Annotated in this window: 23 protein-coding genes and 1 pseudogene; 16 read left to right on the forward strand and 8 right to left on the reverse strand. The window is 70.1% G+C overall.

Annotated elements, in window-relative coordinates:
• Positions 1-66: 66 nt before the first annotated feature.
• The 3 genes from ABZ865_RS05000 to ABZ865_RS05010 are packed head-to-tail and all read right to left on the reverse strand — an operon-like array spanning position 67 to position 2,607.
• On the reverse strand, positions 67-783 hold the full coding sequence (locus ABZ865_RS05000; protein WP_361224406.1) for an ABC transporter permease: 717 nt from the start codon (positions 781-783) through the stop codon (positions 67-69).
• A 53-nt stretch (positions 784-836) separates the two neighbouring features.
• Positions 837-1,760 carry an ABC transporter ATP-binding protein gene (locus tag ABZ865_RS05005; protein ID WP_361223866.1) on the reverse strand — a complete coding sequence of 308 codons (924 nt, stop codon included), beginning with the start codon at positions 1,758-1,760 and terminating at the stop codon, positions 837-839.
• Between the two features lie 31 nt (positions 1,761-1,791).
• Positions 1,792-2,607: an AAC(3) family N-acetyltransferase gene (locus ABZ865_RS05010; protein WP_361223869.1), complete on the reverse strand. Its 816-nt coding sequence runs from the start codon at positions 2,605-2,607 to the stop codon at positions 1,792-1,794.
• 183 nt (positions 2,608-2,790) lie between these two features.
• Between ABZ865_RS05010 and ABZ865_RS05015 the strand changes: the two genes are divergently transcribed.
• From ABZ865_RS05015 to ABZ865_RS05050, 8 genes are read left to right on the forward strand one after another with little or no spacing between them, the layout of a single operon-like run.
• Positions 2,791-3,534 carry an ArsR family transcriptional regulator gene (locus ABZ865_RS05015; RefSeq protein ID WP_361223872.1) on the forward strand — a complete coding sequence of 248 codons (744 nt, stop codon included), beginning with the start codon at positions 2,791-2,793 and terminating at the stop codon, positions 3,532-3,534.
• Entirely contained in the window at positions 3,531-4,952 is a 1,422-nt protein-coding gene (sufB, locus tag ABZ865_RS05020) for a Fe-S cluster assembly protein SufB (protein ID WP_361223874.1), read from the forward strand. Before ABZ865_RS05015 ends, sufB begins: the two co-directional genes overlap by 4 nt.
• 59 nt (positions 4,953-5,011) lie before the next feature.
• Positions 5,012-6,193, forward strand: a complete 1,182-nt coding sequence (sufD, locus tag ABZ865_RS05025) for a Fe-S cluster assembly protein SufD (protein ID WP_361223877.1) — start codon at positions 5,012-5,014, stop codon at positions 6,191-6,193.
• Positions 6,190-6,507: a non-heme iron oxygenase ferredoxin subunit gene (locus ABZ865_RS05030; protein WP_100825570.1), complete on the forward strand. Its 318-nt coding sequence runs from the start codon at positions 6,190-6,192 to the stop codon at positions 6,505-6,507. Before sufD ends, ABZ865_RS05030 begins: the two co-directional genes overlap by 4 nt.
• Positions 6,508-6,514: 7 nt before the next feature.
• Positions 6,515-7,279, forward strand: a complete 765-nt coding sequence (gene sufC, locus ABZ865_RS05035) for a Fe-S cluster assembly ATPase SufC (protein WP_361223880.1) — start codon at positions 6,515-6,517, stop codon at positions 7,277-7,279.
• Complete coding sequence (locus ABZ865_RS05040; RefSeq protein WP_361223883.1) at positions 7,276-8,532, forward strand: cysteine desulfurase; 1,257 nt, start codon at positions 7,276-7,278, stop codon at positions 8,530-8,532. Before sufC ends, ABZ865_RS05040 begins: the two co-directional genes overlap by 4 nt.
• Positions 8,533-8,548: 16 nt before the next feature.
• The gene (sufU, locus tag ABZ865_RS05045; RefSeq protein ID WP_361223886.1) at positions 8,549-9,016 is read left to right on the forward strand and encodes a Fe-S cluster assembly sulfur transfer protein SufU; all 468 of its coding nucleotides are present in this window, start codon (positions 8,549-8,551) and stop codon (positions 9,014-9,016) included.
• On the forward strand, positions 9,013-9,345 hold the full coding sequence (locus ABZ865_RS05050) for a metal-sulfur cluster assembly factor (RefSeq protein WP_361223888.1): 333 nt from the start codon (positions 9,013-9,015) through the stop codon (positions 9,343-9,345). Before sufU ends, ABZ865_RS05050 begins: the two co-directional genes overlap by 4 nt.
• A 68-nt stretch (positions 9,346-9,413) precedes the next feature.
• Here ABZ865_RS05050 and ABZ865_RS05055 read toward each other — a convergent pair whose 3' ends face one another.
• The gene (locus tag ABZ865_RS05055) at positions 9,414-11,213 is read right to left on the reverse strand and encodes an endonuclease/exonuclease/phosphatase family protein (RefSeq protein WP_361223891.1); all 1,800 of its coding nucleotides are present in this window, start codon (positions 11,211-11,213) and stop codon (positions 9,414-9,416) included.
• A 217-nt stretch (positions 11,214-11,430) separates the two neighbouring features.
• Between ABZ865_RS05055 and ABZ865_RS05060 the strand changes: the two genes are divergently transcribed.
• The 5 genes and pseudogenes from ABZ865_RS05060 to ABZ865_RS05080 all read left to right on the forward strand — a co-directional run.
• Positions 11,431-11,751: a multidrug efflux SMR transporter gene (locus tag ABZ865_RS05060; RefSeq protein WP_361223894.1), complete on the forward strand. Its 321-nt coding sequence runs from the start codon at positions 11,431-11,433 to the stop codon at positions 11,749-11,751.
• Complete coding sequence (locus ABZ865_RS05065; RefSeq protein ID WP_361223897.1) at positions 11,751-12,287, forward strand: TetR family transcriptional regulator; 537 nt, start codon at positions 11,751-11,753, stop codon at positions 12,285-12,287. Before ABZ865_RS05060 ends, ABZ865_RS05065 begins: the two co-directional genes overlap by 1 nt.
• Positions 12,288-12,361: 74 nt before the next feature.
• On the forward strand, positions 12,362-13,348 hold the full coding sequence (dapD, locus tag ABZ865_RS05070) for a 2,3,4,5-tetrahydropyridine-2,6-dicarboxylate N-succinyltransferase (RefSeq protein WP_361223900.1): 987 nt from the start codon (positions 12,362-12,364) through the stop codon (positions 13,346-13,348).
• Positions 13,349-13,828: 480 nt separating this feature from the next.
• Positions 13,829-14,299: a hypothetical protein gene (locus ABZ865_RS05075; RefSeq protein WP_361223903.1), complete on the forward strand. Its 471-nt coding sequence runs from the start codon at positions 13,829-13,831 to the stop codon at positions 14,297-14,299.
• Positions 14,300-14,378: 79 nt separating this feature from the next.
• A pseudogene (locus tag ABZ865_RS05080) lies at positions 14,379-14,536 on the forward strand (class I SAM-dependent methyltransferase); the annotation flags it as partial.
• A gap of 108 nt (positions 14,537-14,644) precedes the next feature.
• On the opposite strand, the gene ABZ865_RS05085 reads toward ABZ865_RS05080, so the two are convergent.
• From ABZ865_RS05085 to dapA, 4 genes are all read right to left on the reverse strand, one after another.
• Entirely contained in the window at positions 14,645-14,845 is a 201-nt protein-coding gene (locus tag ABZ865_RS05085; protein ID WP_361223906.1) for a hypothetical protein, read from the reverse strand.
• Positions 14,846-15,056: 211 nt separating this feature from the next.
• Positions 15,057-15,350 (reverse strand): hypothetical protein, encoded by a 294-nt coding sequence (locus ABZ865_RS05090; protein ID WP_361223909.1) that lies wholly within the window; start codon positions 15,348-15,350, stop codon positions 15,057-15,059.
• A 211-nt stretch (positions 15,351-15,561) separates the two neighbouring features.
• Positions 15,562-16,065, reverse strand: a complete 504-nt coding sequence (locus tag ABZ865_RS05095) for a hypothetical protein (protein ID WP_361223913.1) — start codon at positions 16,063-16,065, stop codon at positions 15,562-15,564.
• Between the two features lie 110 nt (positions 16,066-16,175).
• On the reverse strand, positions 16,176-17,069 hold the full coding sequence (dapA, locus tag ABZ865_RS05100; protein ID WP_361223916.1) for a 4-hydroxy-tetrahydrodipicolinate synthase: 894 nt from the start codon (positions 17,067-17,069) through the stop codon (positions 16,176-16,178).
• A 169-nt stretch (positions 17,070-17,238) separates the two neighbouring features.
• Here dapA and ABZ865_RS05105 point away from each other — a divergent pair, with 169 nt between their 5' ends.
• The 3 genes from ABZ865_RS05105 (at position 17,239) to ABZ865_RS05115 (ending at position 18,570) form a co-directional block, all read left to right on the forward strand.
• Positions 17,239-17,379 carry a hypothetical protein gene (locus tag ABZ865_RS05105; RefSeq protein ID WP_361223919.1) on the forward strand — a complete coding sequence of 47 codons (141 nt, stop codon included), beginning with the start codon at positions 17,239-17,241 and terminating at the stop codon, positions 17,377-17,379.
• On the forward strand, positions 17,376-18,086 hold the full coding sequence (locus ABZ865_RS05110; RefSeq protein ID WP_361223922.1) for a hypothetical protein: 711 nt from the start codon (positions 17,376-17,378) through the stop codon (positions 18,084-18,086). The genes ABZ865_RS05105 and ABZ865_RS05110 overlap by 4 nt, the downstream gene beginning before the upstream one ends.
• 109 nt (positions 18,087-18,195) lie before the next feature.
• Positions 18,196-18,570 carry a DUF3618 domain-containing protein gene (locus ABZ865_RS05115; protein ID WP_361223925.1) on the forward strand — a complete coding sequence of 125 codons (375 nt, stop codon included), beginning with the start codon at positions 18,196-18,198 and terminating at the stop codon, positions 18,568-18,570.
• Positions 18,571-18,797: the final 227 nt, after the last annotated feature.

Raw genomic sequence — 18,797 nt, forward strand, 5'->3', positions numbered from 1 at the left:
GCGCGCTCCAGGCCTGCTCCGGGCGGGCTCCAGGCGTGCTCCGGTCCGCTCCGCGCGTGCTCCCGGCTACTCCCAGCGGAAGAACTTCCCCGCCGCGGCCAGCCCCACGACCGCCCAGGCGGCCAGGATCCCCAGGTCGCCCCACGGCGTCCCGGCCCCGTGCTGGAGCACGTCCCGCAGACCGTCCGACAGCGCGGAGATCGGCAGCAGACCGAGCGCGTCCTGCGCGGCCGGCGGGAACTTGTCCAGCGGCACGATCACCCCGCCGCCGACGAGCAGCAGCAGGAAGACCAGGTTTGCGGCGGCCAGCGTGGCCTCGGCCTTCAGGGTGCCCGCCATCAGCAGTCCGAGCCCGGAGAAGGCGGCCGTGCCGAGGACCAGCAGGAGCACGACGGAGACGGGACCGCCCTGCGGGGACCAGCCCAGCGCGAGGGCGATCACGGTCAGCAGGATCACCTGGAGGATCTCCGTGACCAGGACGGACGCCGTCTTCGCGGTCATCAGGCCCCAGCGGGGCAGCGGGGAGGAGGCGAGCCGCTTCAGCACGCCGTAGCGGCGCTCGAAGCCGGTCGCGATGGCCTGCCCGGTGAACGCCGTCGACATCACGGCGAGGGCCAGGATGCCCGGGGCGAGGAAGTCGACCGCCTTGCCGGCGCCGGTGTCGACGATGTCCACGGAGCTGAAGAGCACCAGCAGCAGCGTCGGGATCACGACGGTCAGCAGCAGCTGCTCGCCGTTGCGCAGCAGCATCCTGGTCTCCAGCGCCGCCTGCGCCGCGATCATGCGGAAGAGCGGGGCGGCGCCCGGCTTGGGGGCGTAGGTACCCGTCGCGGTGGTCACGAGCGCAGCTCCTTGCCGGTCAGCTCGAGGAAGACGTCTTCGAGAGTGTGCCGTTCCACTGAGATCCGGTCCGGCATCACCCCGTGCTGGGCGCACCACGAGGTCACCGTGGCCAGCAGCTGGGGGTCGACCTTGCCGACGACCCGGTAGCTGCCCGGGGTCAGCTCGGCGGCCGTGCAGTCGGCCGGGAGCGCCTTGAGCAGGGAGCCGACGTCGAGGCCGGGGCGGCCGGTGAAGCGCAGGGTGTTCTCGGCGCCGCCCTTGCACAGCTCCTCGGGGGAGCCCTGGGCGATGACCCGGCCGCCGTCGATGATCGCGACGTCGTCGGCGAGCTGCTCGGCCTCCTCCATGTAGTGCGTGGTGAGGATCACCGAGACGCCGTCCGCGCGCAGGTCCCTGATCAGGTCCCAGGTGGCCCGGCGGGCCTGCGGGTCGAGGCCGGCGGTCGGCTCGTCCAGGAACACCAGCTCCGGGCGGCCGACGACGGCCATGGCGAGCGCGAGCCGCTGCTGCTGGCCGCCGGACAGCCGCCGGTAGCCGGTCCGGCCGCAGGAGCCGAGCCCGAGGCGCTCGATGAGCGCGTCCACGTCCAGCGGGTGCGCGTGCAGCCTCGCGACATGGCGGAGCATCTCGTCCGCGCGGGCGCCGGAGTAGACGCCGCCGGACTGGAGCATCACGCCGATGCGGGGGCGCAGCTCGCCGGACTGCCGTACCGGGTCGAGGCCCAGGACGCGCACCGTGCCGGCGTCCGGCCTCCGGTACCCCTCGCAGGTCTCGACCGTGGTCGTCTTCCCGGCACCGTTGGGGCCGAGTACGGCGGTCACTCCCGCCTGGGCCACCAGGTCGAGGCCGTTCACCGCGGTCTTCGTGCCGTACCGCTTCACCAGGGCCTGGACCTGGACCACGGGCTCACTTCGCATGGCTCAAGAGTCTAGGTAGGCCGCGCGGTGCTCAGGCGCCGGGGTGCGGGATCTCCTCCTCACGGGGTCGGTGCACGGCCAGCCACCGCTCGGCGTAGGCCACGGCGTCCGCCACCGGGAACAGCCGTGCGTCCGCGGCGCCGACCTTGCCGCGCACGACGGGCCGGTCCCGCTCGAAGTCGTGCCCCAGCTCGTCGAACCGGTCCGACGTGATCGACACCTCGGTCACCGTCTCCCATCCCCCGCCCGGCGCGGGTCGGCCGACGCGCACCCGAGGCGACGGTATGCGGTACTCGGCGAGGTGGAAGCTGGTGCAGGCGTCGTAGCCCGCGCCGAGCAGCAGGACCCGGGCGCCGAGCTTCTCCAGCCGGGCCAGCGGGCTGCGCTCGCCGAGCCGGCAGTCGGGGGCGTGGCCCTCGGTGATCTCCGCGGCGCGCGGGCCGAGCGCCGCGAAGGAGGTCTGCGGGTGCGCGCTGCGCAGGGCGCCCGGCCAGGTCCGCACGGTCTCCGGGATCACGCCGACCCCGCGGGTGGGGGTGATCCGGGTGTCGTAGGCGGGCATCGTGGCCCGGATCCGGTCCCACCACTCCTCGGGCACCGGAGGGTTCCCCCACACCGCCGGGTCGGAGAGGTCGCCGGACTGGGCGGGGACGACGAGCGTGCCGTCCGCGCCGAGGGCGTCGAGGAGTCCCTGGACGACGGCGACGGCGCCTCCGTTGACCCAGCCGAGGGCGCTGAGGGAGGAGTGCACCAGGAGGATCTCGCCGGTTTCCACACCCAGCTGCCGCAGCTGGACGGCGAGCGAGTCGCGGGTGACGAGGGGGCCGGAAGGAGGGGGCGTCGGCATGGGGTGGAGTCTGGTCGACGGGGGTGCCCGGCGCCAGCGAATTGCCTGGTGACGGGTGCTGAAATGATCGATCAGAAGATCGTTTCCGCAGGTCGGATTAGGTATGCCTAAGTGATGCAGGGCACCGTTCGATGATCCGGACGGCGCTTGTCAGGCCCTGAGGAATTACGCAACAATGGCGTTGTGAAAAACGTCGGCGAGGCTCGGGAGACCCCGGTGGGGACCCCCCAGGAGGAACTCGCGACCGGGGAGCGCTCGACGCGCAACCGGGTCGCGCGGTCCATCCTGGACCACGGCCCGTCGACCGTCGCCGAGCTGGCCGGCCGGCTGGGACTCACCCAGGCCGCCGTACGACGGCATCTGGACGCCCTGGTCGCCGACGACGTCGTGGAGGCACGCGAGCAGCGGGTGTACGGCACGCGCACGCGAGGCCGTCCCGCCAAGGTCTTCGCACTGACCGACTGCGGCCGGGACGCCTTCGACCAGTCCTACGACAAGCTCGCCGCGGACGCCATGCGCTGGATCGCCGAGCACGAGGGCGGAGCCGAGGCGGTCGCCGCCTTCGCCCGCGCGCGGATCGCCGCCCAGGCGGGCGTGTACCGCGAGGCGATCGCGAGCGCCGGGCCCGAGCAGCGCACCGAAGCCCTCGCCAAGGCCCTGAGCGCCGACGGGTACGCTGCTACGGCGCGCAGCGCACCGGTCGGCGAGCAGCTGTGCCAGCACCACTGCCCGGTCGCCCACGTGGCGGAACAGTTCCCGCAGCTGTGCGAGGCGGAGACGGAGATCTTCGCCGAACTGCTCGGGACCCACGTCCAGCGACTGGCGACGATCGCGCACGGCGACGGCGTCTGCACGACGTTCATCCCCAAGATTTCCAAGACCAGCGACAACGCATCTGCAAGCACGGCCGGGAGGAACCCCGCATGACTCTCCCCACGGAGACTGCTCACCCCGAACTCGAGGGCCTGGGCAAGTACGAATACGGCTGGGCCGACTCCGACGTGGCCGGTGCCGCAGCGAAGCGTGGCCTGAACGAGGACGTCGTCCGTGACATCTCGGCGAAGAAGTCCGAGCCGGAGTGGATGACGAAGCTGCGCCTCAAGGGCCTGAAGCTGTTCGAGAAGAAGCCCATGCCCAACTGGGGCTCGGACCTCTCGGGCATCGACTTCGACAACATCAAGTACTTCGTGCGCTCCACGGAGAAGCAGGCGGAGTCCTGGGAGGACCTGCCCGAGGACATCAAGAACACCTACGACAAGCTGGGCATCCCGGAGGCCGAGAAGCAGCGCCTCGTCGCCGGTGTCGCCGCCCAGTACGAGTCGGAGGTCGTCTACCACCAGATCCGCGAGGACCTGGAGGAGCAGGGCGTCATCTTCCTCGACACCGACACCGCGCTGAAGGAGCACCCGGAGCTCTTCAAGGAGTACTTCGGCACCGTCATCCCGGCCGGTGACAACAAGTTCGCCTCGCTGAACACCGCCGTGTGGTCCGGTGGCTCCTTCATCTACGTCCCGCCGGGCGTCCACGTGGAGATCCCGCTCCAGGCCTACTTCCGCATCAACACGGAGAACATGGGCCAGTTCGAGCGGACCCTGATCATCGTCGACGAGGGTGCCTACGTGCACTACGTCGAGGGCTGCACCGCCCCGATCTACAAGTCGGACTCCCTGCACAGCGCGGTCGTCGAGATCATCGTCAAGAAGAACGCCCGCTGCCGCTACACGACCATCCAGAACTGGTCGAACAACGTCTACAACCTGGTCACAAAGCGCGCCGTGGCCTACGAGGGCGCGACCATGGAGTGGATCGACGGCAACATCGGCTCCAAGGTGACGATGAAGTACCCGGCCGTCTACCTGATGGGCGAGCACGCCAAGGGCGAGACCCTCTCCATCGCCTTCGCGGGCGAGGGCCAGCACCAGGACGCCGGCGCCAAGATGGTCCACATGGCGCCGAACACGTCGTCCAACATCGTCTCCAAGTCGGTCGCGCGCGGTGGCGGCCGTACGTCCTACCGCGGTCTGATCGAGATCGGCGAGGGCGCCGCCGGATCGAAGTCGAACGTGCTGTGCGACGCGCTGCTCGTCGACACCGTCTCCCGGTCCGACACGTACCCGTACGTCGACGTCCGCGAGGACGACGTGTCCATGGGTCACGAGGCCACCGTCTCCAAGGTCTCCGAGGACCAGCTCTTCTACCTGATGAGCCGCGGTCTGTCCGAGGACGAGGCGATGGCGATGATCGTGCGCGGCTTCGTCGAGCCGATCGCGAAGGAACTCCCCATGGAGTACGCGCTGGAGCTCAACCGGCTGATCGAGCTGCAGATGGAGGGCGCGGTCGGCTGACCGCCGCACCGCCTTCCCCATCAAGCCACTGACCTGAGAAAGCGAGCAATACGACAGCCATGGCTGAGGCCCAGAACATCCCGGTGGGTTCCACCACCGCCGGCTCGATCGCGGTCGCCGCGGAGTCGACCGTCGTGTCGCGCATGAGCGCGCCCCCGTCCTTCGACGTCGCGGACTTCCCGGTCCCGCACGGCCGCGAGGAGGAGTGGCGGTTCACCCCGCTGGAGCGCCTGCGCGGTCTGCACGACGGCACCGCGGCCGCCGGCGGCTCGATCAAGGCCGAGTTCTCCGTGCCGGACGGCGTCACCGTCGAGACCGTCGGCCGCGACGACGCCCGGCTCGGCAAGGCCGGCAAGCCGGTGGACCGGGTCGCGGCCCAGGCGTACTCCTCCTTCGAGAAGGCCACGGTCGTCACCGTGCCCAAGGAGACCGTGCTGGCCGAGCCGGTGCGCGTCGCCCTGCACGGCGAGGGCGGCGTGACCTACGGGCACACCGTCTTCGAGCTCGGCGCCTTCGCCGAGGCCACCGTCGTCATCGACCACACCGGCGACACCATCCGCGCCGCCAACGTGGAGTACCACCTCGGCGACGGCGCGAAGCTCACCGTGGTCACCATCGTGGACTGGGACGACACCGCCGTGCACGTGGCCCAGCAGGGCGCACTGATCGGCCGGGACGCGAGCTTCAAGCACGTCGTCGTCACCTTCGGCGGCGACCTGGTGCGCATCCACCCGCGCGTCACGTACGCCGGCACCGGCGGCGAGGCCGAGCTGTACGGCCTGTACTTCACCGACGCCGGCCAGCACCACGAGCACCGCCTGCTGGTCACCCACAACACCCCGCACTGCAAGTCGAACGTCGCCTACAAGGGCGCGCTCCAGGGCGACGACGCGCACGCGGTCTGGATCGGCGACGTGCTCATCGAGGCCTCGGCCGAGGGCACGGACACCTACGAGATGAACCGCAACCTCGTCCTCACGGACGGCGCGCGCGTCGACTCGGTGCCGAACCTGGAGATCGAGACCGGCGAGATCGTCGGCGCCGGCCACGCCTCCGCCACCGGCCGCTTCGACGACGAGCAGCTCTTCTACCTGATGGCCCGCGGCATCCCGGAGCACGAGGCCCGCCGCCTCGTGGTCCGCGGCTTCTTCGCCGAACTGGTCCAGCAGATCGGTGTCGCCGACATCGAGGAGCGCCTGCTCGCCAAGATCGAGGAGGAGCTGGAGGCTTCGGTCGCATGACCTTCGTACGCGCCTGTGGGCTGAGCGAGCTGGAGGAGGACACCCCGAAGCGGGTGGAGATCGACGGCACGCCGGTCTCGGTCGTGAAGACCGAGGGCGAGGTGTTCGCGATCTACGACATCTGCTCCCACGCGAACGTCTCCCTCTCCGAGGGAGAGGTGGAGGACTGCCAGATCGAGTGCTGGCTGCACGGCTCCTCCTTCGACCTCCGCACCGGCAAGCCGTCCGGCCTCCCCGCGACGCGCCCCGTCCCCGTATACCCCGTAAAGATCGAAGGGGACGACGTGCTCGTCTCCCTCACCCAGGAGTCCTGAGGCACCCATGGCAACGCTTGAAATCCGAGACCTGCACGTCACCGTCGAGGCCGACAACGCCACGAAGGAGATCCTCAAGGGCGTCGACCTCACCGTGAAGCAGGGCGAGACGCACGCCATCATGGGCCCCAACGGCTCCGGCAAGTCGACCCTCGCCTACTCCCTCGCGGGTCACCCGAAGTACACCATCACCGACGGCACCGTCACCCTCGACGGCGAGGACGTCCTCGCGATGTCCGTCGACGAGCGCGCCCGCGCCGGCCTGTTCCTGGCCATGCAGTACCCGGTCGAGGTCCCCGGCGTCTCGGTCTCCAACTTCCTGCGCACCTCCGCCACCGCGATCCGCGGCGAGGCCCCCAAGCTGCGCACCTGGGTGAAGGAGGTCAAGGAGGCCATGGAGCGCCTCAACATGGACCCGTCCTTCGCCGAGCGCAACGTCAACGAGGGCTTCTCCGGCGGTGAGAAGAAGCGGCACGAGATCCTCCAGCTCGAGCTGCTCAAGCCGCAGATCGCGATCCTCGACGAGACCGACTCCGGTCTGGACGTCGACGCGCTCCGCATCGTCTCCGAGGGCGTCAACCGCGTCCGCGAGACCGGCGAGGTCGGCACCCTGCTGATCACGCACTACACGCGCATCCTGCGCTACATCAAGCCCGACTTCGTCCACGTCTTCTCCGCCGGCCGGATCGTCGAGTCCGGCGGCGCGGAGCTCGCCGACAAGCTGGAGGACGAGGGCTACGAGGCATACACGAAGGGTGGCGTATCCGCGTGACACAGCTGCCGGGCCTCCTCGACACAGAGGCGATCCGCAAGGACTTCCCCGTCCTGGACCGGCTGGTCCACGACGGCAAGAAGCTCGTGTACCTGGACAACGCCGCGACCTCGCAGAAGCCGCGCCAGGTGCTGGACGTCCTGAGCGAGTACTACGAGCGCTACAACGCCAACGTCCACCGCGGTGTGCATGTGCTCGCCGAGGAGGCCACGGCGCTGTACGAGGGCGCGCGCGACAAGGTCGCCGAGTTCATCAACGCGCCCAGCCGCGACGAGGTGATCTTCACCAAGAACGCCTCCGAGTCGCTGAACCTCGTGGCGAACATGCTGGGCTGGGCCGACGAGCCCTACCGGGTGGACCACGAGACCGAGATCGTCATCACGGAGATGGAGCACCACTCCAACATCGTGCCGTGGCAGCTGCTCGCGCAGCGCACGGGCGCGAAGCTGAAGTGGTTCGGCCTCACCGACGACGGCCGCCTCGACCTGTCCAACATCGACGAGATCATCACGGAGAAGACGAAGATCGTCTCCTTCGTGCTGGTGTCCAACATCCTGGGCACGGTCAACCCGGTCGAGGCGATCGTGCGCCGCGCCCAGGAGGTCGGCGCGCTCGTCTGCGTCGACGCCTCCCAGGCCGCTCCCCACATGCCGCTGGACGTGCAGGCCCTGCAGGCCGACTTCGTGGCCTTCACCGGCCACAAGATGTGCGGCCCGACCGGCATCGGCGTCCTCTGGGGCCGCCAGGAGCTGCTGGAGGACCTGCCTCCGTTCCTCGGCGGCGGCGAGATGATCGAGACGGTCTCGATGCACTCCTCGACGTACGCCCCCGCGCCGCACAAGTTCGAGGCGGGCACGCCGCCGATCGCCCAGGCGGTCGGGCTCGGCGCCGCGATCGACTACCTGAACTCGATCGGCATGGACAAGATCCTCGCCCACGAGCACGCGCTGACCGAGTACGCGGTGAAGAGGCTCGCCGAGGTGCCGGACCTGAGGATCATCGGCCCGACCACGGCCGAGGACCGCGGGGCCGCGATCTCCTTCACGCTGGGCGACATCCACCCGCACGACGTGGGCCAGGTGCTCGACGAGCAGGGCATCGCCGTCCGCGTCGGCCACCACTGCGCGCGCCCCGTCTGCCTGCGGTACGGAATTCCCGCGACCACGCGAGCGTCGTTCTATCTGTACTCCACGCCGGCCGAGATCGATGCTCTGGTCGACGGCCTGGAGCACGTACGGAACTTCTTCGGCTGAGAGGCGTGTCGACACCGTGAAGCTGGACTCCATGTACCAGGAAGTCATCCTGGACCACTACAAGAACCCGCACGGGCGTGGTCTTAGGGATGGCGACGCCGAGGTGCACCATGTGAACCCGACGTGCGGCGACGAGATCACTCTTCGCGTGAAGTACGCCGGCACGCAGATCGAGGACGTCTCCTACGAGGGCCAGGGCTGCTCCATCAGCCAGGCGTCCGCCTCCGTGCTGAACGAGCTGCTGGTCGGCAAGGAGCTGGCCGACGCGCAGAAGATCCAGGAGACCTTCCTGGAACTGATGCAGTCCAAGGGCCGGATCGAGCCCGACGACGCCATGGAGGACGTCCTGGAGGACGCGGTCGCGTTCGCCGGTGTCTCCAAGTACCCCGCGCGGGTCAAGTGCGCCCTCCTGAGCTGGATGGCGTGGAAGGACGCGACGGCCCAGGCGCTGGGTGGCGCCGACGCCGAAAGGAAGACGGCATGACCGACACCGCTGAGATGAAGCCGGCATCGGAGGAGGAACTCCGCGAGGCCCTGATGGACGTCGTCGACCCCGAGCTGGGCATCGACGTCGTCAACCTCGGCCTGATCTACGGCATCCACATCGACGACTCCAACATCGCCACCGTGGACATGACCCTGACCTCCGCGGCCTGCCCGCTGACGGACGTCATCGAGGACCAGGCCAAGTCCGCCACCGACGGCATCGTCAACGAGCTGCGCATCAACTGGGTCTGGATGCCGCCGTGGGGCCCCGACAAGATCACCGACGACGGCCGGGAGCAGCTCCGGGCGCTCGGCTTCAACGTCTGAGGCTCTTTGTGCGTGAGTGAGGCGGCGGCACCCGCGGGGTGCCGCCGCCTCATGTCATGTCAGCGCCTTCAGGGCGTGATGCGCGCGACCTGCGGGTCGTGGTCGCTGGTCTGGTCGGAGAACTCGCTGTTGATGTGCACGATGTCGTAGTCGACGTTGGTGATCGACGCGCTGACCAGGGTGTGGTCGAGCACCTGGGAGTTGCCGTCGTAGACGTACGTGTACTGCTGCGCGGCGGCCAGGGTGTCCACCAGGTCGGTCAGCACACCGCCCTCGAGGTTGGCGACCGCGGTGGAGAACGGGAAGTCGTTCAGGTCACCGAGCGCGATCACGTGCGCGTCCGGCTGCGCGGCCAGGATGGAGTCCACGAAGGAGTTCTCCACCGACCCCTGGCTGTTCCGCTGCGTCTCCGAGGAGCGGGCCGGCGGCTGGTACTGGCTGTGCAGCGGCTGGTCGCCGCCCTTGGAGACGAAGTGGTTGGCGATCACGAAGTACTTCTGCCCGCCGAAGGTGAACTCCGCGGCGAGCGGCTTCCGGCTGGACGACCAGGCCGAGTCGGCGGGCGCGATCCGGCCCGGGTTGTACGTCAGCTGGGCGACCCCGCCGACGCTGGTCACCGAGTTCGCGGTGGTGGCGGTGGCGTTGCCGCGCGCGGTGAAGCCGACCCGCGCGGGGTTGTACAGGAAGACCTGGCGGATGTTGCCGCCGGGCTCACCGCCGTCCGTGTCGTTCTGCGGGTTGATCTGCGTGTACGAGTACGCCGGACCGCCCGCGGTCCGGATCGCCGAGATCAGCGTGGACATGGTCGTGGTCGCGGAGACCGTGCCGTTGTCCGCGGGGCCGTCGTTGTCCTGCACCTCCTCCAGCGCCACGATGTCGGGCGCCTGGAGGTTGTTCACGATGCCCTGGGCGAGCGCCGTGAACTTCGCGGCGGGGTCGGTCGGGTCGAGGTTCTCCACGTTGTACGTCGCCACCGACAGCTGCCCCGGGGACTGCGCCGCCGTCGTCTCCTTGGCGACACCGCCCGGGGTGAGCGCGCCCAGCGAGGTCGCGGCGAGGGTGTAGCCGCCGAACTCGCTGTAGTCCAGGACACCCGTGGCGCTCGCGAAGGTGTCGCCGACGGTGGCCTTGGGGAAGGCCGTCGACAGCAGCGAGGTGATCTCCAGCCGGCCGGAGTTCTGGCTGCCGTACGAGGAGTACAGCGAGCCGCCGCGGGCCGAGTTCACCTGCGCGGGCTTCAGGTTGACCCAGGTCTCGTCGTACGTGTTCGTCGGGGCGATCACCGGCGTGCTGCCGATGGCGACCCGCATGCCCTCCAGGGACTCGTAGTAGTCCAGGGCGTACGTCGCCGGGTCCAGCGGGAACGAGTTGATCGAACCGCCGTTGTTGGTGCGGGTGTAGGCGGCGGGGACCGTCGCGTCGCTGATCGTCGCGGGTGAAGGCAGCGCGTTCCCGGTCGAGTTGGTGGTCCAGGACGCGCTGGTCAGCTCGGTGAGGGACTGGGTGCCGCCCGCGGAGTCCGGGTAGTACTCGGAGACCCGACCGGTGACGGTCACCTTGTTGCCGACCGCGGTGTTGATCGAGCCGGTGCCCCGGTAGACGAAGATCGCGTCACTGGTGGCCGCGTTGCCGTCGCCGGTCACGCTCTGGATCCAGAAGCCGCGCGAGGAACCGGTGGAGCGGATGGCGGTGACGATGCCGGTGGTGGTGACGGTCGAGCCGTTGTAGGGCGAGATCCGGGTCGTGCCCTGGATCTCGGAGATCGTGTGGGTCGCCGCGTGCGCGACGGTCGGCAGGGCGATCAGCGTGGCCGAGGCGAGCAGCCCGGCAGCCGTCGCGCGGGCACCGAGCCCGAGCTTTCTGTCCATGTGCGTCCCTTCAACAGTTGCCTGGACGGGAGGAGTTGGAGCTTGGACGTACATGAGCGACTGGTCGCGGAGATTTCTATGCGCCGAGAGTTACGTGGCGATGTACGGAGCGTGTTGCATGCATGGCATCTACGCGCGTCGAGAGGGTGGCGCGGCGTGAGGCGAGCTGCCGGCGCGCGTGTACCCGTCCCGGCCGCCGTTATGTACGCTCGTACACATGGGATACGTCACGCTCGCCGGCGCGATAGCCGCCGAGGTCGCCGCCACGACGGCGATGAAGTACAGCCACGGCTTCAGCAGGCTCTGGCCCTCACTGGTGACCGCGCTGGGCTACGTCGTCTCCTTCCTTCTGCTCGCCCAGACGCTGAAGACGGTGTCCATCGGCACGGCGTACGCGATCTGGTCCGGCGTCGGCACCGCGACGATCGCCGTGCTCGGCCTGATGCTCTTCGGCGAGGGCCTGACGGTCACGAAGGTGGCCGGGATCCTGCTCATCGTCGGGGGAGTGGTGGTGCTCAACCTGGGCGGCGCGCACTGATGCCCCGCCGGTACGACCCCGAGCGGCGGCAGCGGATCATCGATGCGGCGATCCGGGTCGTCGGGCGCAAGGGCATCGCCGGCCTCAGCCACCGCACCGTCGCCGCCGAGGCGGACGTGCCGCTCGGCTCCACGACGTACCACTTCGCGACCCTCGACGAACTGCTGGTCGCCGCGCTGCGGCAGATCAACGAGCGCTTCGCGGCGATGCTGGCCGAGCGGCTGCCCGCGGACGACGGCCCGGGCGACCTCGCCGCGGACCTGGCGCGGGTGATGGGGGAGTGGCTGGCCGGGGACCGCACGGGCGTGGAACTGGAGTACGAGCTGTATCTGGCGGCACTGCGGCGCCCCGCGCTGCGGCCCGTCGCCGCCGAGTGGACCGAGGAGGCGGCCGCGTGTCTGACCCGGCGCACCGACCCGGCCACCGCCCGGGCCCTGCTCGCCGTGATGGACGGCATCTGCCTCCAGGCGCTGCTGACGGGCGGTTCGTACGACGAGGAGTACGCGCGCGGTGTGCTGGCTCGGCTGATCCCATGAATCCCGCGCCCGGTACCTGAGACGCCGCCCGCACCGGTTAGCCCCCGCGACCTCCCCCACGTTAGGTTTCCTACATGACCGACACTGCTTCTCGTACCACCGGCGCCGTCGCCGCCGGCCTCGCCACCCTCGCCTCCGACGGCACCGTTCTCGACACCTGGTTCCCGGCCCCCGAGCTGGTCGCGGAGCCCGGCCCCTCCGGCACCGAGCGGCTCTCCGCCGAGCGGGCCGTGGAGCTGCTCGGTGAAGGCGCCGCGAAGGCGGTCGGCCCGGACGCCCGCCGGGGCGTCGAGGTGGTCGCGGTCCGCACGGTCATCGCCTCGCTGGACGAGAAGCCGATCGACACGCACGACGTCTACCTCCGTCTCCACCTGCTCTCCCACCGCCTGGTCAAGCCGCACGGCCAGAGCCTGGACGGCGTCTTCGGCCTCCTCGCCAACGTCGCCTGGACCTCGCTCGGCCCGGTCGCCGTCGACGACGTGGAGAAGGTGCGGCTGAACGCCCGCGCCGAGGGCCTGCACCTCCAGGTGACCTCGATCGACAAGTTCCCGCGCATGACCGACTACGTCGCGCCCGCCGGCGTCCGCATCGCCGACGCCGACCGCGTCCGCCTCGGCGCCCACCTCGCCGCCGGCACCACCGTCATGCACGAGGGCTTCGTCAACTTCAACGCCGGCACGCTCGGCACGTCGATGGTCGAGGGCCGCATCTCCGCGGGCGTGGTCGTGGGCGACGGCTCCGACATCGGCGGCGGCGCCTCCACCATGGGCACCCTGTCCGGCGGCGGCAACGTCATCATCTCCATCGGCGAGCGCTGCCTGATCGGCGCCGAGGCGGGCGTCGGCATCGCGCTGGGCGACGAGTGCGTCGTCGAGGCCGGCCTCTACGTCACCGCCGGCACCCGAGTGACCATGCCCGACGGCCAGATCGTCAAGGCCCGCGACCTCAACGGCGCCTCCAACATCCTCTTCCGCCGCAACTCCGTCACCGGCGCCGTCGAGGCCCGCCCGAACAACGCGGTCTGGGGCGGCCTGAACGACATCCTGCACAGCCACAACTGATCACCGGCGGCGTGACCTGCGGCCGCCTCCTCGTTCAACGTCCTGACCTGCTGTTGGCTGTTGTCGGCGTTGGTCACCATTGAGCGCCCTTCCACGGCCCGAGAACGGCCCGGGAGGGCGCTCGTGCGTCAGAGGTGAAGCGTGGGCTGACACCGGCTTGAGGAGTTCGATCCGAGCAGCCGGTGCGGATTGCTTTTGCTCAGCCGGGTGACTCCCAGCGGAGGGTTCGACTGCGCCACGGGCTCCGGGTCGGCAGAGGGGGGTGGCAACAACTCCCCCATCCTCGTCAAGCTCCACCCCAGGTTCTCGTGTAAGTCGCACTGACAATCCCGCCTGGATCGTCTGGGCATCGCCGCTGTGCAGATCACCCGGATGATCACGTGTAGTCGCCGCTATCTGCACGTCTCCCTGGCTGACAATTGGGCTAGGTCGCTTCTGACGCAGGGTCAGATGTCGCCCTTGATCCCCAGGAGACTTGCCATGCGCAGCTTCAACCTTGGCCTGAGTACGGCCGCCGCTGTGAGTGCTCTTTTGTGCTGTGCCCCGCCGGCCTCGGCCGCACCGGCCGGCAACGGCACGTATACGGTGACCGTGGTGGCACGGAACACCGAGCAGTCGGTCGTTGGGGACGGTACCAGTCAGGGCAGCGAGATCACGGTCGCCCAAGACCTGTACCGCGACAACCAACTGGTCGGCCGAAACGTCGCGAACTGCAGGATCGCCCGCACCGTCACCGCGGACAACTCCCGCGACATGCAGTGCCTGGGCACCTTTGTCCTGGCCGACGGTGACATCACCGGACAGGGGAGAATCACCTTTACCCAGGCCCCCACTGACTTCGATCTCGCGATCACCGGAGGCACCGGGAGATACCGCAACGCCAGCGGCTGGATCCACGGCCACGTCCTCAACGACACGGACACCCAGCTCACCTTCTACGTCTTCCGCTGACGCAACCAAGGTCGTTGGAGCGATTTTGGCCGGGAGCTGCTTTGGCGCGAGTGATCCTGGCCCCAGGGGCGCGTCGTGGCTGGGGCGGTCGGCCAAGAGCGCGTTCGACTCGGAGGCCGAGCCGTCGCTCTGCTGGACGCAGTACACCGGCCACGGCCCCGGCGTCGAACTGCTGGGCGCCCCGAGTCCGTGCTGGAGATTGGCTGCGGTACCGGGCGCGCCCTCGCCAGCCGAGGGCGCAGCCCACGCCACACCTCCAACACTCCTCGGGCGGCCTGTTGCGGAGGCGCTTGGGCGTCGCAGCCCTGGCCGAGTGGCCTGGCTGGTCGCGCCCGCCCGGCGAAGCTAGAACGGCCGGAACGCCTCGTGCGTCCATCCGTCTGGAAGCTTGTTCGTGAAGTACGCGTAGATCGGCCCGTGAGCGGACTCGGTGACGAGGTTCTCCCACTGATCCAGTTCGTAGTGCAGGTAACGTCGCAGCAGATTGGCGAACTGCTGAAACTCTTCGTCCGACAGCGGGCCCGTCTGGTCCTGGGTAGCGTCCATGCGGCAAAAGGTATCCGGGGGGCAGGAGCACGGCGTTAGGGGAGAGCCCCAGTTCGGAAGATCGCGAATTGCGTCCAGCGAGGGGCCTACGGGCTCGTATCCGTTGAGCTCTGCGGTGAGCCCCCATGGCGAAACTCCGAGCGCCCTTCCATGGCCTGAGGGCGGCCTGGGAGGGCGCTCGTGTGTGGGTGGCTGAGGGGCGAAGAGCGGACTAGAAAACGATGATCACGAAGCCTCCGCGGTTGAAGAAGAAGCCGTGGTGATCGAAGCGGTGGTCGAAGCGGTGGTCGAAGCGGTGGTCGAAGCGGAACCTGTGGTGGCTGAAGCCGTGGTCGAAGCAGCCTCCGCCCCAGTCATCGCGGTCGCCGCACCAGTTGGTGGTCACATGGGTGTGCGCAGTGGGGGCTGCTGCGGCCGGGCCCGCTGTGCCGATCGCAGCGCCGCCCGCCATCAGAACGGCGGTCGCGGACACCGCGGCGAGACGCCTCGCGCGTTGTGCTCGCATGACGGATGCACCTTTCCTTCCCTCGTCTCGTGCGACTCCCAGCGGCACGAGATGACGAGCCGCGGCCGCGAGGAAGCGCAGGTCGTCGCCTCGTGCGGACGAGGGGCGCGCCCCAGCGGATCCCAGCTCTTCTTTGGATACGGTGACGGCGGCCGTCGGGATTGCGCTTCGGCAAGGAAGAATGCCGCTGATCAGCGGCCGGATGATCGTGTCAGTCGCCGGTCGGCGCCGCGAACTCCGCCAGTGCCGCGAAGTCCGGCTCGCGCAGGCCGATCCTCGGGTTGACGTGGTGCAGCAGCGCGGGTCCGGGGTGGTGGGCGGCCACATAGGCGGTGTCCGGCGGGCCCTGCTCGTCGTCCACCCAGGCGAAGGGGCGGCCCGCGGCGTACGCGACGATCGTCTCCGTCTTCCAGTGCACCCCGTCCGGCCGCTCCGCGAACAGGCGGTCCCCGAAGTCGACGTACGGCAGCGCGGGCAGGCCGACGGTCGGCGCGATCCAGCGGTTGGCCTCCGCCATCCATGTCGAGGCCCAGCACAGGTCGTACCCGAGCGACAGCAGCGCGGGGCCGTGGGACTGATTCAGCCAGACCCGCAGGGGCCGGCCGGGGCGTACGGCCGCCCTGATCGTCGTATAGCCCTCGGGACGACGCTCCGGCTGGGCGGCATACGGATTGAGGGGGCCGTCGACGTCCAGGAACAGCAGGGGGCGGCTCACGGGGTCACCGTACGGCAGAGGGGTCCCGCGATGCGCGGGCATTTTCGCCGCGCGGACAGGGTGGTGAGGGCGGTGCGGGTGGTGCCGGTGGTGGGTGGTACCCGTGGTGGTCAGGGGGTCGTGAGTTCCTCGTACAGGGCCAGCAGTCCGTCGGTCGTCCTGCGGTCGGCGGGGAGCAGGGGGGAGCGGACCGGGCCTGCGGGGAGGTGGAGTTCGGCCAGGAGGGCCTTGGCGGTGACCGTGCCGGGCAGGCCCGCGCCCATCATGGCCTCGATCAACGGCGTGGCCCGCAGCTGGAGTTCGGTGGCGCGGGCCGTGTCGTCGGCGTCGAACGCGTCGAGGATCGCGGCGATGTGGGACGGTACGGCGTTGGCGACCGTGCTCACGCAGCCCGCCGCGCCGACCGCGTACAGGGCGAGGACGTGCTCGTCGCAGCCCGCGTAGTAGGCCAACTCCGTGCGCGCGAGGACCTTCTGGGTGCCGAGGAAGTCGTACGAGCAGTCCTTGACGGCCACGATCCGTGGATGCTCGGCGAGGCGGATCATCGTCTCCGGCTCGATCCGGGTGCCGGTGCGGCCGGGGATGTCATAGAGCATCACCGGCAGGCCGCTCGCGTCGGCAACCTGCCGGAAGTGCGCCTCCACCGCCTCCTGCTGCGGCTTGCTGTAGTACGGCGACACCACGAGCACCCCGTCGGCCCCGGCCTTCTCGGCCGCGAGGGTCAGCTCGATCGTGTGCCGGGTGTCGGCGGTGCCGACGCCCGCGACCAGCGAGGCGCTGTCGCCCACCGCCTCCCGGACGGCCGCGATCAGCTCCGCCTTCTCGGCGTCCGTGGTGGTCGGGGACTCGCCCGTGGTGCCGTTCAGGACCAGGCCGTCGCACCCCTCGGCCACCAGCCGGGCGGCCAGCCGCCGCGCCCCCGCCACGTCGAGCGTGCCCGCCTCCGTGAACGGGGTGATCATCGCGCAGAGCGTCCGGCCGAAGGGTGTGCGTCGATTCGTCATGTACGTAGTCTCGGCACGGCAATGGTGAAGCTCTACTTAATTCTTCTACGATGTGTTGATTAGTGTTTCTGATGGGTGGCGTGGACGGCTGAAGGCCCTGTGTCCAACTCGGCCCCTCATGGGTCACTATGGGCCAGGACGGTCATCGACGTCGGTCATGGGAGGCACCATGAAGCTCGGCAAGGCACTGGCCACCGGAATCGCCGAGGAGCAGCCCTCGGTCCACCGGGACGAAGCGGAACGTCCCGAGGAGAACACCCTCGCCGCACCGGCCGAGCCGGCCCGCGAAGAGGTCCCGGCGGCCCGATGAGGCTCCGGCTCCTGGCGGAACGCCCGACGGAACCGCCGACCGGATACAAGATCGCCCACCCGGTGCTGTCCCAGGACGGCACCCGGGCCGGGTTCACCGGCGTGTCCCTCGGCGGCGCGCTCCCCTACGGCGTCCTCGCCGACGCCTCCTGCGTCTACGGCCGCAGACACCGCTCACCGGCGCGCCTGTGCGACTGCGGCTTCCACTGCGTGCACGACCGCACGGCCGCCGAGGCCCTGCTGTGCATGGCCGAGCACCGGGCCGCCGCGCTGCTCGAAGTCTCCGTGCTCGGCGCCTACATCCGCTTCGAGCGCGGATTCCGCTACGCCCGCCAACGCGTGCGCACCGCGACCGTCGGCCCCTGCTCCTGCGGCGCCACCGCGGCCGTGCTCGCCGACGCCGGCTGGGGCAGACCCGGCTGGCGGGCCCTCGCCCCGGCTTGCGCGGGCTGCGGAAGCGGGCGTACGGCGGTCTCGCTCGCGGGCTTCGCCCGGCTGGCCGGGGAGGGGCTACGGGTGGTCGCGGAAGCCGGTGCCTCGGCGGTCCCGTCCGCCGGGCCGGCCGATGGAGCCGGGCTGGGCGTACCCGAACTCGTCGCGGAGGCGGCCCTGTTGCAGGCTCGCCTGGACTGGTTCCAGACCCAGCTCGCCCGCCTCGGCGAGCGCGGGGGCGGGGGCGGGGGAGGAAGTGAAGGAGGGGGGTGGTGAACAGGGCTGATGCCCGGTGGCGGGGGTACCCGGATGGTGGAGCCGGCCGCACCCGAGGAGGCGATCGACGGCGGGGCGGACGCCGGCGCGATCAGGAAAGGGCACGACGATGACCCACAGGACTCCGCACGGCTCGGGGGCCAAGGGCCCCGACGAACTGCGGCAACAGCTGGAGCGCACCAGGCACCGACTCGGCGACACGGTCTCGCAGTTGATGGGCAAGACGGACATGTCCGACCGGGCGCTCACCCGCGCCGCCGACCTCCGGGACAAGGCCGGCGCCATGACCGTGCAGCTGCGCGAGAGCGCCGGCCACGCCGTGCACGCGGTGCAGGACGCCGGGCACGCCGTCGAGCGGCACACCCCGGAGCCCGTACGGTCCCTCGCCCGCTCCGCCAAGCGTCACACGGGCTCTCTGCTGGCGGCGGGCGCCGGCGCCGCCCTGGCCGCGGCGGGCGTACTGCGCCGCCGGCAGCACCACTGACCCCACCTGGGCTCCTGTTCCACCTGGGCTGAGACGTGCCCGGGTGTCGACGGCGCCTGCTTCGATCTTCGATCGGCCGGGTCCCGGCTCCCCCGACCTCGGCCTGCTCCGGCCGACCTCGGTTCCGCCTGCGACCTCGGCCTGCTCCGGCCGACCTCGGTTCCGCCTGCGACCTCGGCCTGCTCCGGCCGACCTCGGTTCCGCCTGCGACCTCGGCCTGCTCCGGC

The organism is Streptomyces sp. NPDC047085, from assembly GCF_040643735.1.
In the GTDB taxonomy this organism is placed as follows: domain Bacteria; phylum Actinomycetota; class Actinomycetes; order Streptomycetales; family Streptomycetaceae; genus Streptomyces.

What these genes read in the sequence shown, in the direction of transcription:
- ABZ865_RS05065 (WP_361223897.1), top strand. Translation starts at nt 11,751, where the DNA reads ATGCCCCGCCGGTACGACCCCGAGCGGCGGCAGCGGATCATCGATGCG.
- ABZ865_RS05060 (WP_361223894.1), top strand. Translation starts at nt 11,431, where the DNA reads ATGGGATACGTCACGCTCGCCGGCGCGATAGCCGCCGAGGTCGCCGCC.
- ABZ865_RS05085 (WP_361223906.1), bottom strand. Translation starts at nt 14,845, where the DNA reads ATGGACGCTACCCAGGACCAGACGGGCCCGCTGTCGGACGAAGAGTTT.
- sufC (WP_361223880.1), top strand. Translation starts at nt 6,515, where the DNA reads ATGGCAACGCTTGAAATCCGAGACCTGCACGTCACCGTCGAGGCCGAC.
- sufB (WP_361223874.1), top strand. Translation starts at nt 3,531, where the DNA reads ATGACTCTCCCCACGGAGACTGCTCACCCCGAACTCGAGGGCCTGGGC.
- ABZ865_RS05105 (WP_361223919.1), top strand. Translation starts at nt 17,239, where the DNA reads ATGAAGCTCGGCAAGGCACTGGCCACCGGAATCGCCGAGGAGCAGCCC.
- ABZ865_RS05075 (WP_361223903.1), top strand. Translation starts at nt 13,829, where the DNA reads ATGCGCAGCTTCAACCTTGGCCTGAGTACGGCCGCCGCTGTGAGTGCT.
- ABZ865_RS05110 (WP_361223922.1), top strand. Translation starts at nt 17,376, where the DNA reads ATGAGGCTCCGGCTCCTGGCGGAACGCCCGACGGAACCGCCGACCGGA.
- ABZ865_RS05090 (WP_361223909.1), bottom strand. Translation starts at nt 15,350, where the DNA reads ATGCGAGCACAACGCGCGAGGCGTCTCGCCGCGGTGTCCGCGACCGCC.
- dapD (WP_361223900.1), top strand. Translation starts at nt 12,362, where the DNA reads ATGACCGACACTGCTTCTCGTACCACCGGCGCCGTCGCCGCCGGCCTC.
- ABZ865_RS05030 (WP_100825570.1), top strand. Translation starts at nt 6,190, where the DNA reads ATGACCTTCGTACGCGCCTGTGGGCTGAGCGAGCTGGAGGAGGACACC.
- dapA (WP_361223916.1), bottom strand. Translation starts at nt 17,069, where the DNA reads ATGACGAATCGACGCACACCCTTCGGCCGGACGCTCTGCGCGATGATC.
- ABZ865_RS05115 (WP_361223925.1), top strand. Translation starts at nt 18,196, where the DNA reads ATGACCCACAGGACTCCGCACGGCTCGGGGGCCAAGGGCCCCGACGAA.
- ABZ865_RS05050 (WP_361223888.1), top strand. Translation starts at nt 9,013, where the DNA reads ATGACCGACACCGCTGAGATGAAGCCGGCATCGGAGGAGGAACTCCGC.
- ABZ865_RS05005 (WP_361223866.1), bottom strand. Translation starts at nt 1,760, where the DNA reads ATGCGAAGTGAGCCCGTGGTCCAGGTCCAGGCCCTGGTGAAGCGGTAC.
- ABZ865_RS05055 (WP_361223891.1), bottom strand. Translation starts at nt 11,213, where the DNA reads ATGGACAGAAAGCTCGGGCTCGGTGCCCGCGCGACGGCTGCCGGGCTG.
- sufD (WP_361223877.1), top strand. Translation starts at nt 5,012, where the DNA reads ATGGCTGAGGCCCAGAACATCCCGGTGGGTTCCACCACCGCCGGCTCG.
- ABZ865_RS05010 (WP_361223869.1), bottom strand. Translation starts at nt 2,607, where the DNA reads ATGCCGACGCCCCCTCCTTCCGGCCCCCTCGTCACCCGCGACTCGCTC.
- ABZ865_RS05000 (WP_361224406.1), bottom strand. Translation starts at nt 783, where the DNA reads ATGATCGCGGCGCAGGCGGCGCTGGAGACCAGGATGCTGCTGCGCAAC.